The following is a 15,839-nucleotide window of genomic DNA, read 5'->3' on the forward strand; positions in this document are numbered from 1 at the left end:
TTTGGGCGGGCCGTGCTGGGCTTGGCTAGCCTCGAACCCATGACTGATCTGGTTGAGCGGGTGCGCGAGGTGTTGCCTTCGATACGGCGCGATCTCGAGGATCTGGTACGGATCGAATCGGTGTGGGCCGACCCAGATCGGCGCGACGAGGTGCGTCGCAGCGCGCAACTGGTCTCGGACCTGTTGTCGCAGGCAGGTTTTGACGACGTCCGGATCGTCAGCGAGGGCGGTGCTCCCGCCGTCATCGCGCATTACCCGGCGCCGGCGGGAGCGCCCACCGTGCTGCTGTATGCCCACCACGACGTGCAACCCGAGGGCGACCGCCGCCAGTGGCACTCGCCGCCCTTCGCGCCGACCGAGCGTGACGGGCGCCTGTACGGCAGGGGCACCGCCGACGACAAGGCCGGCATTGCAACACATTTGGCGGCCTTCCGGGCGCACGGTGGGCGGCCGCCGGTCGGCGTGACCGTGTTCGTCGAGGGCGAGGAAGAATCGGGTTCGCCGACGTTGGGCCAGTTCCTGGCGGCGCATCGCGACGAGTTGGCCGCGGACGTGATCGTCATCGCCGACTCCGACAATTGGAGCACCGAGGTTCCGGCGTTGACGGTGTCGTTGCGGGGGATGGCCGATTGCGTGGTGGAGGTCGCCACCCTGGATCACGGACTGCACTCCGGCCTGTGGGGCGGCGTGGTGCCCGACGCGCTGAGCGTGCTGGTACGGCTGCTGGCCAGCCTGCACGACGACGACGGCAACGTCGCGGTCCAGGGCCTGCACGAGAGCAAGGCGGCCGATGTCGAGTATCCGCCGGACCGGGTCCGGCGGGAGTCGGGTCTGCTGGACGGGGTGACCGAGATCGGCTGCGGCTCGGTGCCGCAGCGGCTGTGGGCCAAGCCGGCGATCACGGTGATCGGGATCGACACGACGCCGGTGGCCGCGGCGTCGAACACCCTGATCCCGCGGGCGCGGGCGAAGGTCAGCATTCGGGTGGCTCCCGGTGGTGATGCGGTGCAGCACCTGGACGCGGTGGAAGCTCACCTCAAGCAGCACGCCCCGTGGGGTGCCCAGGTCAGCGTCGTCCGCGGCGACGTAGGTCAGCCGTACGAGATCGACGCGAGTGGGCCGGTGTACGACGCCGCACGCGCGGCATTCCGGCAGGCCTGGGGCGTGGACGCGATCGACATGGGCATGGGCGGGTCAATCCCGTTCATCGCCGAGTTCGCCAAGGCGTTCCCGCAAGCCAAGATCCTGGTCACCGGGGTTGAAGACCCAGCGACGCAAGCACACAGCATCAACGAAAGCCTGGATCTGGGCGTGCTGGAACGCGCGGCCATAACCGAGGCGCTGTTGCTGGCGAATCTCGCTACGTGAGCTTCGGGTTGAGGTAGACGTAGAGGGTCGCGATCTTGTCGTCCCGCACAACGACGACGTCGAGGCCGGTGTAGGCGGGCGGCTCGCCCTGCGGTCCGGACCCCCAGGCGAAAATTCCTCCGTTGTGCAGGGCCTGCGGCTCTCCGCGGTGGGTATAGACGAAGTCCGGGTGACTGGCGCGGAGGTCCCCGGCGAAGCGGTCCACCGCGTCACGTCCGACGAGAACATCGCCCGGAACGTAGAGCACGCAATCGTCGGTGTACAACTCGTCGACGGCGGCGCGCCGGCGGGCTGCGTCGCCTTCGCCGAACACGTCGGTCAGATTTCGTTGGAGAAGCTCGATCACGCGCTCGTCAGTCGTCATGCCGGGCTAAACGGACTACAGTCCGATTTCATTCCACTCGCGGGTGCCTCGCCGGGTCAGACCGACAGATCCCGCCGCAACTTGGCCACGTGCCCGGTCGCCTTGACGTTGTACTGCGCGACCGCGATCTTGCCCTTCTCGTCCACCACGAACGTCGAGCGGATGACCCCGGTCACCGTCTTGCCGTACATCTGCTTCTCGCCGAAGGCGCCGTACGCGGTCAGCACCTTGCGTTCCGGGTCGGACAGCAGCGGGAACGTCAGCCCCTCGGCGTCACGGAACTTCGCCAGCTTCTCCGGCTTGTCCGGGGAGATCCCGACGACGTCGATGCCGGCCTCGTTGAGTTCGGCCAGGCTGTCGCGGAAGTCGCAGGCCTGTTTGGTGCAACCGGGTGTTGAGGCGGCCGGGTAGAAGTACACGACGACCCGGCGTCCCTTGTAGTCGGAGAGCTTCACGGTGTTGCCGTCGGCGTCGGGCAGGTTGAAGGCGGGCGCTTTGTCGCCTGGCGCCAGCCGCGTGGTCTCGGTCAAGGTGCATCCCTTTCTTGTCGCCGAAGCGTCGGCACTAGGGTAGTTCCTCAGTGCATCAGCCTGACTTGGAGGACAGACACGTGGCGGACCGCGATCCCGACACCATCAAGCAGGAGATCGACCAGGCCCGCGAGCAGCTGGCGGCAACCGTCGACTCGCTTGCTGAGCGGGCCAACCCTCGCCGCCTCGCCGACGACGTCAAGGCCAAGGTCATCGAGTTCCTGAACAAGCCCATCGTGACGGTGTCGCTGACCGGGATCGGCGCGGCGGCCGTCGTAGTGGTGATCTACCGGATCCGGAAGCGCTGACCCTCCTTGCGCGAGCGTGAAGCCAGCTTCACCCCCGACGCCGAACGTGAAGCCAGCTTCACGATGGGCGCACCTCAGTTGCGCAGCGTCGTCAGGTCGGTCAGCGTCACCACGTTCAGCTGGACCATCTTCGAGACGGCAACCGGATCGGACTCCTGGATCTTCAGACCGAGGATTCCCACTCCGGCGTTGTTGACCAGGTACTCGACGTCGACGCCGAGGTCGTCGACGCGGGCCACCAGGTCGGCTCCGGCACCCGGCGCCGCCAGGTCCATCGTGATCGGGTCGGCGCGGACGCCGTGGCGTGCCCGCAATTCCCCGGCCAACTCGTCCAATTGCGCCGCGCTGCGTTCGCTGGACACCACCACCACATCGATACCGTCGCGCGCGAAGAGGCGGGCAAACTCCCGACCCAGGCCGGTCGAGGCGCCGGTGATCAGCGCGGTCGTCATGCGGGCAGGCCTTGCCTGCCCGGCGCCTGGCTGGTGACGTGGATCGGGATGTCGTCGTCCCAGGGCTGTGCGTCGGCCATATCGGCGACCTCCACATAACCGCGCTCGAACTCGCCCGTCGCGGCGTCGACGAGCCGGTACTCCTGCCGCTGCGTCTGAATAGGCTGTGAGTCCAGAATGACCACGCGCACCTCGCCCGGTTCGAATCCGCACCGCTCCTGCAGCGCCTCTATCAGGCACTCGTTGTGCAGATGCCCGTCGCCGAAGTTCCAGCCCAGCACCATGGCGCACAACACCTCGCCCTCACACAGGTTGTAGTCGTCCTCGTCGTATCCGGACAGCGCCCGGTGCGCGAGGGTGAACAGGGCGCGCCCGTGCGTGTTCATCCCGCGGAATGCGTACGCGAGGTGAATGGGAACCAGCGTGGCCTCTTTGCTCTTGTACAACCGCTCGAGCTGCAGATGCTGCATCGGGCCGAGCGCGCGCGAGCCGATACGGATCTTCTCGTCGGCCGACGGCTTGACGCACCACACCGTGGTGTCCCAGTTTCCGGCGTAGTACCGCATGCCCGGGAGGAAGGAAACCTTGCGGGGGAACAGGTTTCCGACGACGACGGTACCGGCGACCACCGCGAACAACAGTGCCACCAATACCGGCTGGTGCGCGTCGGACAGGCCGATGCCCGCGTGCGCGACGAACAGCCACAGCACCCCGAACATCATGAAGACGTTCCACTCCAGCGGAACTCCCATCGGGAAGGCCAGCAGAATGTTCAGGTGGAACACGATCATCACGAATGCGGCGATGGCCGTGGGCCATCCGCCGTGTGAAAAGAGCAGTACCAGCGGCACCAAACCCTCGATTGCGGTGGAGAAGTGCGCAATGAATCCCGACAAGGCACTGGGCCGCAAATCATCCGGGTACCGCTTGAACAGTGACCGCTTGAGGAATCCCGACGGAATGAACGGGTTGTTCGCCAGCATGGTGGAGATCACAAAGGGAAAGTGCCTGTTCAGCTTTGACGTGGCCGCTCCGAGCCAGATGACCATGAAGACGACCTTGGCCCCGACGACGATGTCGGTCCCGGAGAACAGGAAAGCCACCGTCAGGGGCGCATACACCTCGCCGCGGGCGGCCAGGAAGATGATCTTGTCGCGCAGGCTGACCACGGCCAGGACCGCGAGGATGGCCACCGGTTGCCACCGGGGCAGCACTCCGATCGTTGTGCCGAGCGCCGGAATCGGCCCGGTGCCGTCGGAGACCAGCGCGGTGACGAGCAATACCAGCAGGGCTGCGTAGAGCAGAGCCTCGAAAGGGGTCCTGTTGGTGCCCCTGGTCAGCGGTACCCGTCCGGGCCACGGCGGCAGCCGGATGGTCCCGGGGCGCAGCCAGTACAAGGCCGATCCGATGGGCGGGAAGTACCGCCCGGCCAACGGCCCGAAGCAGCAGCCCAGGCCGACGACTTCGAACAGCATCGTGTAGAGCACGGCCTTCTGGAAGACGATCGGCTCGGTCCACCACGAGGCGACGTCGGTGAAGCCGCCGATGCCCGTTGTGGTCCAGGCGAATACCCAGGCCCCCAGGATGTAGAGTCCGATCTTCACGCCGTACATCACGTGCATGATCAGCGGAGTGCCGAATCCGTTGGCGGCGATGTGCTGCATCATCGGGATCACGCGTCGGGCCCGCGGAAGTTTGCTCCATTCGGCTGTCTCCACGACGGGCAGGTTCGGCTGGATGAACCCCATTGCTGCTCCTTCGAACTGTGTGCGCACGAGCGCCCGCACGTTGCCAACGACACGCCGCCGTGGCCGGCAATTTGGGGACGCTCGCGAGCGAGGGTCGGGCCCGAGAAAAAACTACCTGCGACGCGGGTGCTGCAACAGACCTGCGTCGACTCACCGGGACAGAATCTGCCGGTTCCGCGGGCCGGTTGCGATCAGCGCGATCCCATCTCGCCGGGCCGCCGGGCTCCGCCGGGGAGCGACCGCGTGGCGTCACCGTCTTGGATGGTGAGTATTGTTGGGCGACAGTGCTATTCAGTCCCACCGGACCAGCACGCGCTCGACGGTACCGCCGCGTGGCTGTCTATCGCGCCGCTCTCGCCGGCGCGCCGGTCCGCTTGGACAAGCGGCGGCGAGACCGGGAAATGTGGGGAACACAGGTCTGCCGAGAGGAACGCGAACGTGGGAACTGCCACTGTACGAATAGTCGGTGGCCACAAGCGCTTTGATGCCGACAGTCATGCCCTCAACGACATCAACCTGACCATCGACGACGGCGACTTCCTGGCGATTCTCGGGCGCAGCGGCAGCGGCAAGTCCACCCTGCTGCGGGTCATCGCCGGGCTGGAGACGCTCACCGCGGGCACCGTCGAGTGGTCCAGCGCCAACGGTGTGGCGCGACCCCACACCGGCGTGGTTTTCCAGCAACCCCTGCTGTTGCCGTGGTTGACCGCCGGCGAGAACGTGACGATCGCCGGGCGATTCGCCGCCAACAAAGCGACATTCCAGCCGGGATACGCCCAGGAACTGCTGCAACGTTTCGACCTGCAACGGGTGGCCGACCGCTACCCCGATCAGCTCTCCGGCGGCCAGGCGCAGCGGGTGGCGATCATCCGCGCGGTGGCCACCCGGCCGCGATTGTTGCTGCTCGACGAGCCGTTCAGCGCCCTGGACCCCGCGATCCGGGCGGACCTGCAATCCTGGCTGGCCGTCCTGGCCGCCGAGCTGGGAGTGACCGTGGTGCTGGTCACCCACGACGTGGACGAAGCCCTGCTGCTGGCCGGCCGCGTGGTGCTGCTGGGACCCGACGGCAGGATTCGCCGAGAGTGGCAACCGGCCGTCACCGCCGCGGTCCGCACCGGCGACGATCAACTGCGACAAGAGATCCTGGACCAGTACCGCCTGGTCGAACAGTGACCGGACTGTTCACCCGGCGCCGTCTGCTGATCGGCGCGGCCGCGGCCGGCGGGCTGGCCGGAATCGCCGACCTCGCCCACGCCGCGAGCATCGACCGCACCAACACCAGCGGGCAACTCCGAATCGGGTATCTGCCCATCACCGACGCGGCGCCCCTGTTGATCGCGCACGCTGCCGGCCTGTATCAACCAGGCGTGGTGAGTTCGGCCAAACCGGTGCTGTTCCGCAGCTGGGCCTCGCTCGCCGAAGCATTCGTCACGCGTCAGGTGGACGCGGTCCACATGCTGATGCCCACCGCGATCCAACTGCGCTTCCTGCTGCGCAGCCCGGTGCGGGTACTGAGCTGGAATCACACCAACGGATCGGCCCTGACCGTCGCGCCCGGCATCACCGATCTCGGGCAACTTGCCGGCACTCAGGTGGCGATCCCGTTCTGGTGGTCGATCCACAACATCATCCTTCAGCAACTGCTGCGCGCCCACGGCCTGACACCGGTGGTGCGCCGCAGCGCCTCTCGAAGCGCGCGCACGGTCGAGCTGATCGTCATGAGCCCCTCAGACATGGTGCCGGCGTTGGCGAACCGGTCGATCAGCGGCTACGTGGTGGCCGACCCGTTCAACGCCATGGCGCAGGTACGCAAGATCGGGCGCATCCACACCTTCCTCGGTGACGTGTGGCTTGACCACGCCTGCTGCGTGGTGCTGGCCCACCAGGACCTGATCGAGCACCGGCCGGACGCGGCTGCGTCACTGGTCAATTCGATCGTGGCGGCCCAGCAGCACATCAACGCGGATCGGCCCGCGGCAGCCGTGGCGCTGTCCAACGGTGCCTACCTGCCGCAACCTCAGCCGGCCATCAAGACCGCGCTGACCTACCGCGCCCAGGACTACCGCTTCGCGCACCCTGACTGGCAGCCACAACGGTTGGGGTATCAACCGTTTCCCTTCCCGAGCTTCACCCGCCGCCTCGTCGAGGCCATGCATGACACCGTCGTCGACGGCGACCGCGCCTTCCTGGACCGGATCGATCTGGCGTCGGTGCATTCCGAACTGGTCGACGACACGTTCGTGCGGAGGGCGCTGGTAGCGCATGGCGGACCCGCAACCTTCGGAATCCCCGCAGATCTGACCCGAACCGAACAGGTGCAGCCGCAATGACTCTGAACACCCCGACAGCCGAAGCGCCGGCGCCGGCCCGCCCCGCCCGGCAGTGGTGGCCGCCCGTCCTGGCCATCGCGACCGCAGTCGGGGCGTGGTGGCTGGCGACCGCCGTGCTGGCCCCGTCGCAGTCCCTGCTCCGCGAGACGACGCCGGTGAAAGTGGTCAAGTCCCTGGTTGATCTGTTCAACCGCGGCGTGCTGCTACCCGACACCGGGGTGAGCCTGTGGCGGCTGCTGGTCGGGTTGCTGGTCGGTGCCGTGATCGGCATCCCCGCCGGGCTGTTGATCGGGCTGAACGACACCGCCGATCGCGCCACCCGTCCCGTCGTCCAATTCCTGCGGATGATCTCGCCGCTGTCGTGGGCGCCGATCTCGGTGGCGCTCTTCGGGATCGGCAACGAGCCGGTGATCTTCCTGATCGCCGCGGCATCGGTGTGGCCCATCCTGATCAACACCGCAGCCGGTGTGCACGCCATTGACCCGGGCTACCTGCAGGTCGCCAAATCGTTCGGCGCCACCCGCCTCGAGCAACTCACCGTCGTCGTGCTGCCCGCGATCCGCGGCCATCTGCAGACCGGTCTGCGGCTGGCGTTGGGGATCGCGTGGGTGGTGTTGGTCCCGGCCGAAATGCTGGGCGTGCGTTCGGGTCTCGGCTACCAGATCCTCAACGCCCGCGACCAGTTGGCCTACGGACAGGTGGTTGCGGTGATCGTGGTGATCGGCGTGATCGGCTACCTGCTGGATCTCGTTGCACGTCGGGCGTTGTCGGGCTCGCGCCCGGCATGAGTCACGCGACCGCGCGCGACCACGCCAGCGGGTTGAGTTCCCGGAACGGGTCGTCGGCCCGCAACGCCAGCAGGTCCCGGAGTATGACTTCGAGTTCGCGCTGAGTGTTGTCGCGGACCGTGCTCACCCAGGTCTCGGCCGACACCCGGGCTGGTCTGCTGGTGTCGATCGGGTCGCCGAACCGCAGATACATCCGCTGCGGGCGGGGGATGAGGGTGGGGCCGATTCCTCTGAGCAAGGGCATCGCCATGCCGGCATCCCCGCTGAGCCTCTTGCTGACGGCTTGGCTGAGACGGCCCAGCCTGCTGTCCCGCGTGACCAGGCTCTTGTAGACGTCGTCGCCGCCGACCAGTCCGACCGGCACGATGGGGTAGTCGTGTTCGGCGGCCAGGCGCGCGAAGCCGGACCGGCCCTGCCAGTTCAGCCGGTATTCCTCACCCTTGAATTTCGCGATCTCGCGGCCCCCTCCCGGGAACACCAGGATGGTCTCGTTGTCGCGCATCAGTTCGCGGGCGGTCTCCGGGGCGCCGACGACGCCGCCGTAGGCGGCGATGAGGTCACGTCCCAGCCCTTTCGCCTCACCGAACTTGCGATCGGCCAACGGCCGCACCCGGGTGCCCGTCACCCGCCGCACGTAGTGCGGAACGAGCAGGATTTCTGCGAATGCCTGTTGAGTGTGGTTGCCCACCAACAGGAATCGGCCATCCGCGGGCAGCTTCTCCAGCCCGCTGACATAGGGCCGGTACAGGTCGACGACGGGTTGGATCCCGCCCTGGATCTTCTGCAGTGCCTCACTCAGGATCTGCACGCGGCGGGGGTGGTTCATCACGGTTTCACGTGCTTCGGTCATGGATTCTCCTCTGTTTCGCTGCTCACTATACCGAACGAACTAGTTCGTATGGTACCTTTTGGAGGTGCGCACCACAGATGAACTTCGTGACACGATCCTGGGTGCCGCGCGATCGGAGTTCGCTCAATTCGGGCTGGCCGGTGCGCGGATCGACCGCATCGCCAGAGCGGCGAGTGCCAGCAAGGAGCGTCTCTACGCGCACTTCAGGGACAAGGAGACCCTGTTCCGCAGCGTCGTCGCCGCCGACAGTGCGGAGTTCTTCGCCGCCGTCAGCCTGCGGCCCGAGGCGGTACCCGACTTCGTCGGCGACATCTTCGACCTGGCCTGTCGGCGGCCCGAGCACCTGCGCATGATCACCTGGGCCAACCTGGAGGGGCTGACCCTCGATCCGCCGCCCGCGCACGAGTGGGATTCGGTGCCGGCCCGCGACATTCGTGCCATTGAGGAAGCGCAGGCCGCCGGCTACGTCGACCCGACCTGGCAGCCCATGGAACTGCTGGTGATGTTGTTCGGCGTCGGACTGTCCTGGGCGCAGTCACCGCACCCGGACGCTCAGTCGTCCGATCCCGAGATGCTGGCGGCGCGGCGCGCGGCCGTCGTGGAGGCGGCCCGGCGAATCATTGCGCCGCGAGAATAGCCTCGGCCGTGCGGCGCCCGCTCACCAGGGCGCCTTGAATCGAGGCGGTGTCGCGGTGGTCGCCGCACAGCCATATCCCTGCCGAGGTGCGGATCGGTCGGCGCACGCACAACGGTGGGTGTTGAGCGGGCAGTGCCTTGGGAATCACGTGCCTGGTCAACGGCTTCCAACCGCGAGGGTCGGTTTGCATGATGTCTGCGGCGTGCTCACGCACGACACTTTCCGACGGCACGGCGCCGTCCCGCTCGACCACCGCCGACGCCGCGACGAGGTGCCGTCCCGGCGGCGCGTACGTCGGGGCGGCCGCACTGATCACCGCGGTGTTCACCACTGGCCCGGGGGGATTGCGGCGGCCGTCCACCCGGAGCATCGGTGGCCCGGGCACCGCCTGGTCGGATTCCCACCAGTCGGTCACGACCCCGTGCATCTGCGGTGCCGTTTCGGTGGTCAGCCATGCCGCCGCGACCGCGTCCGTCGCAACGACCACATGCTTCGCCTGGACGTTCACACCCTCCGCATGTACGAGGTATCCATTCAGGTCGGGATCGATACGAAATGCCCGGTGCTCGAACGCTATCCGATCACCGATCCGAGCGGCCAACTGCTCGGGCAGGGCCTGCATGCCGTTGGCCGGCAGCGCGGGGACGCCGAGGGCGAACATCCGTGCCAGCAGTAAAGCGAACGCGTTGGACGTGGCCCCGGTCGTCTCGAGCAGAACGCCCGCGAAGAAGCGGTCCACCACCCTGCGCACCTCGCCGTGCAAACCGGCCCGATCCAGCGCCTCCCTGAGGGTTAGGTCCCGATTGCTGTGCTCCTTGAGGTGTTTCGGCCGCAAGGCCGGCCCCGCCCAGCGCGCCAGGGCCACCACGTCGCGCGGCCTGATGGCTCCCGAGGACAACATCGCGGGCACCCGACCGGGGGCGCGCAGCGGATGCACCCACACCTGCGAACCCTTCTCGGAGCGGACCATGACGCCGGCGCCGAACGGTTGCAGGCGCAGTTTTGCCAGATCGACCGCCTCTTGCAGCTCCGGGTACGCCGGATTGAGCACCTGAAAGCCGCGGTCGCACCGGAACCCGTCGATGTTGTCGGTACGGATCCGGCCGCCGACCGCGCTCTTGGCCTCCCAGACCCGCACGTCGCGACCGGCGGCCACCAGCACGTCAGCACAGCGCAGGCCGGCCAGCCCCGCGCCGATGACCAGAACTTCCACTTCGTCCATATCAGCTCACCCTTTCGGCGGAACTGGAACCTGACCGGTGATCGGCGACCATACCCCGGTGCATGACGCGGTCGCCGATCACCCCGCTGTGGTCGGCGCAGTGCAGCACGCAGCGGTTGTCCCACATCACGAGATCACCGTCCGACCATTCGTGGCGGTAGACATTGTCCGCCCGCGTGGAGTGGCGGAACAGGAAGGCGATGGTCGCGGCCGCGACCTCCGGCGACATGCCGCTGACCGCGGCGCAGCGCTGCGGGGCTGACAGGTACAGCGCCGTCCGGCCGGACTCGGGGTGATCGAGAAAGACGGGGTGCTGTGCCGTCGTCTCCTGGTCGGCGTCCAGGTCCAGTCCCGTCATGATGTGGGTGATGGTGCGTCCGTGGAGCCGGTCGCGGACTTGGCCGGGCAGTGATTCGTAGGCCGCGTACTGGTCGGTGAACAGCGTGTGCCCGCCGCGGCTTGGAACCCGGACCGCGCGTAAGGCGGTGTAGGCGGGTGGATTTCGCACGTAGCTGGTGTCGGTGTGAAACGTCGAGCGGGGTGGTCGGTCGCGACCCACATTGCTGACCACGTTGAGGTCCGGGAATCCCGGCACGGGCGATTCGCCGACGGTGAACACGATCTCACCGAAACGTCGCAGGAAATCCACGAACTGCGCGTCGTCGATGGCCTGGCCCGGCAGGACGACGACACCGCGTCGGGCAAGCACCGCGCGCAACTCACACACGTCGCGGTCGGTCAGAGCGGTGACTGACAGACCAGTTATCAAGGCCCCCAGCGGTTTCAGCGCCGTGTAGTCAGGCACGGCGCCCCTTCGAGACCGATCTCGCGAAGTTGATCGGCGAACAACTCCGTGACGTCCATGCCGGCCGCCGCCGCCATGACGGCGATGACGCTGGTGGGAGCGAAGGAGCAATAAAGGCCGGCCTCGAGGAACCACGGCTTTCCGGCCGGGTCGATGCGGAAGTCGAACAGGCTGTAGTGCCGGCAACCCAGCGCCCGATGACAGCGTCGCGCCGCCTCCCAGACCACTTCGGTGACCGGGTCGTCGGTGGGGACGATCCACGCATGGCGGGTGTCCTTGGCGACGAGGTAGAGGCCACCGTCGTCGGTGCGGCGCAATTTGTCGGCGTGGTCCCGGATGGGTTTGGTCGTGGCATGCACCGCGTACTCTTCCAGCGGTAGGCACACCAGTTCGTTATCGCGAACGACGATGCCGCACCGGACTTCCCGGCCGAGCTCGACGTAGGACTCGACCAGTGCCGACTCGCCATGCGCCAGCGCCCGGTCCAGCGCGCCACCGAGTTCGGCCTGCGTGCCGACGAGTGAGACACCGACCGAGTTGTCGGCCATGACAGGTTTGACGACCACCGGTAACGGCAGGGTGGTGCGTTCGCCGGCCCGCACCACCTCACCGGCGGGCACCGCGACGCCCGCTGCGGCGACGATCGCCCGGGTCGTCGCCTTGTCCGCCGCAATCTCCATCACATCGGGCGCGTTGCCGATGTATGGCAGCCGCAGCGCGCTCAGCAACCGGCGGTAAGAGGTCATGCCGGGCAGGCAGAACATCTGCGGCACCACGACATCCACCCGCAGCGCGCGCAGCCGCGTGATCGCCTGTGAGACCGGCAAGGGCGTGGCCGAACTCAGCGCGCGGGCACTGAGGTCATCGGGAAACCGCCATGACCCGTCGGGGGACACGTACGCCAGCAGAACGTCGTAGCGGTCGTCGGCAGCGAGCGCGTCAAGGCAGGCGCGCGCATAGAGCCGGGACAACTCGGCATGGAAGTCGTCGACCGCGGACCCCACGAGGTGCAGGACCGAGACGCGCGCCGGTGCGGTCATTCAGTCCCCACCGTTCTCGACGAGCTTTCCGATATTGAAATCGATCCGGCTCCAACCCTTTCCGACACGGAGATTGGCCCACAACAGAGCCGGAATCTGCAGATGGTGCACCATCAGATAAGGCACCGGATCCCACCCGGTGAAGATCGCGTCCGTGCCCCGCAGGATGGTCGCCAGCCTGCCAAGCCGTCCCGGATGCCGCAGCAGACGCCACAGCTCGTGATAGATCCAGTAGGTCGGACGGGAGTTGTGCTTCGGCGTGATGAGGGGATGCCCGTCGTTCAGGTAGGCCGCGGCAAGGTCGGGGTGGTCGTGGAACATGGTGATCGCCGAGTGGGTCCGCGGATTGCATTCGATGGCGTACACCTGACCGTCGTGGGCCTCGATGAAATCGAAGGACACCTGCCCGCTCAGGTTGAGGTTCTTGACGAAAGTCTCGACCCACCGCCGGATTTCGGGCTTGTCCACGCTGCGGTAGTTGACCTGGGCCGCCGAAGACTCGCAGCACCCGTAGACCTGGAGCCGTCCGCTTCGGGCGGTGCCGTGCGTGCAGTATTCGCGTCCCTCGATGAATTCCTGCAGTATCCAGGGGTCGTCCTCGGAGATCGACAGGGATCGCGCGTAGGCGGCATTGCGATCCGGCGTCGCCGCGGAGAGCCGGGTGAGGTTCATCCGTCCTACCGGGTTGTAGGCGATGCGTTTCAGGATGTAGCTGCGTCCGGGTGGGAACGGGAAGTCCGCGACCTGCCGGGCGTCGGTGATGCGGTGCGAATCGGGCACCTGCAGGCTCAAAGATGCTGCGGTCGAGGCGAACTCGGCCTTGTCGTCGAGCAGCTGCACCGTCTTGGCATCGGAATGGACGACGTCACAGGCGCCGTCGAGCAGTTCCCTGGCGACGGCATCGGGGACGCTCCCGGCCGGGCTGGACACCGGCACGTAGACGTCGACGTTCTCGTACCGGACGATGTTGAGCAGCGCCGGCGCGTAGCCCGGTGTGCCCGGTTCCGGCACGCAGTAGAAGGCGTCCACCGCACGGGAAAACCGGTGCCCGGTCCAGCGATATTTCGCGGATTCGACGAGTATCACCCGATGCCCGGCGAGGTGAAACGACCGCGCCAGCTGCAGCGCCTTCGTCATCTTCCCACCATTGAGCAGGACGGTTCGGCGTGCCTCGGCCGGAAGGCGGCCGCGGGGAGGTTGCCGACCGACCAGCAGTGCAACCAGCACCACTGCCAGGTCCACCGGAAGGGTGGCGCACAGAGCGGCGAGTGCGGCCACCGTGCGGCCCGGCCCGGCGTCCCAGATCCGGTGTACCCGAACACCGCTCATGGGCGCGCCTGCGTTCAGCGTCGCCATCACCGCCGCGCGGGCCCCGATGCCGGCACCGCGAACACGTCCACACCGTCTCCGGCGCGGGGAAACTCGAGACAGATCTTCTTGTGCAGCAACAGCGTATCGGCCAGCTCGCCGGTGGTGACGTCGTTGAGGAAGCGGCAGCGGCCGATCGGGTCCGGTATCGCCGCGCGGAGCAGGCCGTCGCGTGTCTTGAGGATGGCTGCCGTCGCCCGCTCGAGCAGCTCCGCCGTCAGGTGTTCACTGTCCAGGGCCAGACCCAGCGCGCTCATCACGCTCAGGATGCGATCGCGATCGCTGACCGACAGGTGACCGCGCTGCTCGGCGAGGGTGGTCGACAACGCCATGTCGATGTTGATGGCGTGGCCGTGAAAGAACGGGGTCGGTGGCGTGAGCTCCAAAGTGGGACTCCACGTGTGGCCGAACGCGATGACCCGGTCCAGGTCGATCTCATGCAGGTTCGGCGCCTCCAGGTCGAGCATCGTGGCGATCGCCTGATAGGTCAGCCGGTCACCCACAGATCGCAACTCCGGGGTGCCGTCGAGATGGCCGAAACGTGTCCGCAGCAGCTCGGCGCCATAGTCTTCCAGCAGCTGGAAGATCTCGGCGTTGCCCACCACGGCGATCTTGATCAGCTCGGCCATGCCGTTGCGCACCTGATCGTCGGGCAACGTTTTCAGGAATGAGAAGTCCAGCAGCACCTTCTCGGATGCGTGGTAGGCGCCCAACCGGTTCTTGTGCTTGCCGTGGTTGACGGCCACCTTGATCGACACACTGGCATCGATCAGACCGATCAGCGTGGTCGGAATGCGGATGTAGGGGGTGTTGCGCCGGTAACTGGCGCAAGCGAATCCGGCGACGTCGGTGGTCAGTCCGCCGCCGACGACCAACACGGGTTCGGTGCGCACCAGACCGAAGGCGTCGAACCGGCTGACGATCTGCTCGTAGGTCTCCAGCGATTTCGCCGTCTCACGGATCTGGACCGGGATCACGGTGAGTTCGATTCCGTGGTGGTCGAAGTAGGCCCGCATCGACTCGCCGTAGATGTCGTGCACGGTCTCGTCCACCACGGCCAGCGCGCGCCCGTACAGGCGGTAGCTGTCCGCGAGCTCGGTGTTGTCCGGAGCGAAAACGCCGTCGACGTAGAGCAGGTCGTATTCGATTCGTTCATATCCTTCGACGTGAAAGGCTCTGTCGCCGGCCGTCACTCGGGCTTGAAGATTGCTCACGGTGCTCCTCCTCGGGGCAGGGTGGCTCGGTGGGGAGAGGGTCAAGATGTGGCGAGACCGAGAACCGTTGCCGGTTCCAGTGATTCGACGATCTGGATGGCAGCGGTGAATTCGGCCTGGCCCGCTCTACTGGTGTTCTCGTTGGGAAACGCGATGCACGCGATGCCGGCTTGCACCGCCGCTGCGACACCGCCCACGTTGTCCTCGATCGCGACGACGTTCTCGGCCCGCTCGCCGAGCTTTTCCAGCGCGAACTCGTAGGACTCCGCGCTGGGTTTCGCCGCTGACACTGAATCCCGGTCGACGATGAGATCGAAAGTCTCGGCACTGATCTCAGGCTCGAGCGCGGACAACAGCGCGTCGATGTTGGCCTGCGAGGTGGTGGTCACGAAGCCGACCTTGTGCTGGTTCTTCTTTGCCTCAGCGATCGTGGCGGCGACTCCCGCGCGCGGTGTCACGGTCGAGTCACCGAGCAGGCGCTGGAAGATCTGCGATTTGAGCGTGTGCACGGCCGCCGTATCGACGTCCTGTCCGCGCGACTGTGCGTAATCCTGGATCCGCTGGGCGCCGCCGTTGGAGCCCAGCATCGCGATGTAGTCGTCCCGCGACCACTCCCAGTCGAGCCCGGAGTCGGCGAATGCCTCGTTGAAGGCACGGCGCTGCAGTTCCGAGGTGTCGACCAGGGTGCTGATGGATCCGAACAGGACAGCTGGCATGAGTTTCCTTAAGTCGAGTGGGCAATGCTGTGTTGGTTCCCCCGTCCACTACTGATCTAAACGTACAGTAATGATTGGATTTGCGGATAGTGGATATAC

Annotated in this window: 17 protein-coding genes; 6 read left to right on the forward strand and 11 right to left on the reverse strand. The window is 66.8% G+C overall.

Annotated features, from left to right (window positions below; genetic code table 11):
* The first annotated feature begins 39 nt into the window (after positions 1 to 39).
* Positions 40 to 1,368 carry a dipeptidase gene (locus AO501_RS11345; protein WP_055577805.1) on the forward strand — a complete coding sequence of 443 codons (1,329 nt, stop codon included), beginning with the start codon at positions 40 to 42 and terminating at the stop codon, positions 1,366 to 1,368.
* On the opposite strand, the gene AO501_RS11350 is transcribed toward AO501_RS11345, so the two are convergent.
* Positions 1,361 to 1,732 (reverse strand): nuclear transport factor 2 family protein, encoded by a 372-nt coding sequence (locus tag AO501_RS11350; RefSeq protein ID WP_055577806.1) that lies wholly within the window; start codon positions 1,730 to 1,732, stop codon positions 1,361 to 1,363. The genes AO501_RS11345 and AO501_RS11350 overlap by 8 nt on opposite strands.
* 56 nt (positions 1,733 to 1,788) lie before the next feature.
* Complete coding sequence (bcp, locus tag AO501_RS11355) at positions 1,789 to 2,262, reverse strand: thioredoxin-dependent thiol peroxidase (protein WP_055577807.1); 474 nt, start codon at positions 2,260 to 2,262, stop codon at positions 1,789 to 1,791.
* A gap of 80 nt (positions 2,263 to 2,342) precedes the next feature.
* On the opposite strand from bcp, the gene AO501_RS11360 reads away from it, so the two are divergent.
* Entirely contained in the window at positions 2,343 to 2,570 is a 228-nt protein-coding gene (locus AO501_RS11360; protein ID WP_055577808.1) for a DUF3618 domain-containing protein, read from the forward strand.
* A 74-nt stretch (positions 2,571 to 2,644) separates the two neighbouring features.
* Here AO501_RS11360 and AO501_RS11365 read toward each other — a convergent pair whose 3' ends face one another.
* Positions 2,645 to 3,022 carry an SDR family NAD(P)-dependent oxidoreductase gene (locus AO501_RS11365; RefSeq protein WP_082658558.1) on the reverse strand — a complete coding sequence of 126 codons (378 nt, stop codon included), beginning with the start codon at positions 3,020 to 3,022 and terminating at the stop codon, positions 2,645 to 2,647.
* Positions 3,019 to 4,770: a DUF3556 domain-containing protein gene (locus tag AO501_RS11370; RefSeq protein ID WP_055577809.1), complete on the reverse strand. Its 1,752-nt coding sequence runs from the start codon at positions 4,768 to 4,770 to the stop codon at positions 3,019 to 3,021. The genes AO501_RS11365 and AO501_RS11370 overlap by 4 nt, the downstream gene beginning before the upstream one ends.
* A 438-nt stretch (positions 4,771 to 5,208) precedes the next feature.
* Between AO501_RS11370 and AO501_RS11375 the strand changes: the two genes are divergently transcribed.
* From AO501_RS11375 to AO501_RS11385, 3 genes are read left to right on the forward strand one after another with little or no spacing between them, the layout of a single operon-like run.
* Positions 5,209 to 5,943 carry an ABC transporter ATP-binding protein gene (locus AO501_RS11375; RefSeq protein WP_055577810.1) on the forward strand — a complete coding sequence of 245 codons (735 nt, stop codon included), beginning with the start codon at positions 5,209 to 5,211 and terminating at the stop codon, positions 5,941 to 5,943.
* Entirely contained in the window at positions 5,940 to 7,100 is a 1,161-nt protein-coding gene (locus AO501_RS11380) for an ABC transporter substrate-binding protein (RefSeq protein WP_055577811.1), read from the forward strand. The genes AO501_RS11375 and AO501_RS11380 overlap by 4 nt, the downstream gene beginning before the upstream one ends.
* Positions 7,097 to 7,888 carry an ABC transporter permease gene (locus AO501_RS11385; protein WP_055577812.1) on the forward strand — a complete coding sequence of 264 codons (792 nt, stop codon included), beginning with the start codon at positions 7,097 to 7,099 and terminating at the stop codon, positions 7,886 to 7,888. Before AO501_RS11380 ends, AO501_RS11385 begins: the two co-directional genes overlap by 4 nt.
* 1 nt (position 7,889) lies before the next feature.
* Here the strand turns inward: AO501_RS11385 and AO501_RS11390 are convergent, their stop codons facing one another.
* Positions 7,890 to 8,738, reverse strand: coding sequence for a lysophospholipid acyltransferase family protein (locus AO501_RS11390; RefSeq protein ID WP_055577813.1), 849 nt, complete (start codon positions 8,736 to 8,738; stop codon positions 7,890 to 7,892).
* Between the two features lie 64 nt (positions 8,739 to 8,802).
* On the opposite strand from AO501_RS11390, the gene AO501_RS11395 reads away from it, so the two are divergent.
* On the forward strand, positions 8,803 to 9,375 hold the full coding sequence (locus tag AO501_RS11395) for a TetR family transcriptional regulator (protein WP_055577921.1): 573 nt from the start codon (positions 8,803 to 8,805) through the stop codon (positions 9,373 to 9,375).
* Here the strand turns inward: AO501_RS11395 and AO501_RS11400 are convergent.
* The 6 genes from AO501_RS11400 to AO501_RS11425 are packed head-to-tail and all read right to left on the reverse strand — an operon-like array spanning position 9,356 to position 15,740.
* Entirely contained in the window at positions 9,356 to 10,597 is a 1,242-nt protein-coding gene (locus AO501_RS11400; RefSeq protein ID WP_055577814.1) for a flavin monoamine oxidase family protein, read from the reverse strand. The two genes, AO501_RS11395 and AO501_RS11400, sit on opposite strands and share 20 nt — an antisense overlap.
* Position 10,598: 1 nt before the next feature.
* On the reverse strand, positions 10,599 to 11,402 hold the full coding sequence (locus AO501_RS11405) for a TauD/TfdA dioxygenase family protein (RefSeq protein WP_231752444.1): 804 nt from the start codon (positions 11,400 to 11,402) through the stop codon (positions 10,599 to 10,601).
* The gene (locus AO501_RS11410) at positions 11,381 to 12,442 is read right to left on the reverse strand and encodes a D-alanine--D-alanine ligase family protein (RefSeq protein ID WP_055577815.1); all 1,062 of its coding nucleotides are present in this window, start codon (positions 12,440 to 12,442) and stop codon (positions 11,381 to 11,383) included. Before AO501_RS11410 ends, AO501_RS11405 begins: the two co-directional genes overlap by 22 nt.
* Positions 12,443 to 13,771, reverse strand: coding sequence for an ATP-grasp domain-containing protein (locus AO501_RS11415; RefSeq protein WP_055577923.1), 1,329 nt, complete (start codon positions 13,769 to 13,771; stop codon positions 12,443 to 12,445).
* 26 nt (positions 13,772 to 13,797) lie between these two features.
* Positions 13,798 to 15,024, reverse strand: coding sequence for a sedoheptulose 7-phosphate cyclase (locus AO501_RS11420; RefSeq protein ID WP_055577816.1), 1,227 nt, complete (start codon positions 15,022 to 15,024; stop codon positions 13,798 to 13,800).
* A gap of 41 nt (positions 15,025 to 15,065) precedes the next feature.
* Positions 15,066 to 15,740 carry an HAD family hydrolase gene (locus AO501_RS11425; RefSeq protein WP_055577817.1) on the reverse strand — a complete coding sequence of 225 codons (675 nt, stop codon included), beginning with the start codon at positions 15,738 to 15,740 and terminating at the stop codon, positions 15,066 to 15,068.
* Between the last annotated feature and the right edge of the window lie 99 nt (positions 15,741 to 15,839).

Origin of the sequence: Mycobacterium gordonae (assembly GCF_001417955.2) — a bacterium.
Classification (GTDB): Bacteria; Actinomycetota; Actinomycetes; order Mycobacteriales; family Mycobacteriaceae; genus Mycobacterium; species Mycobacterium gordonae_B.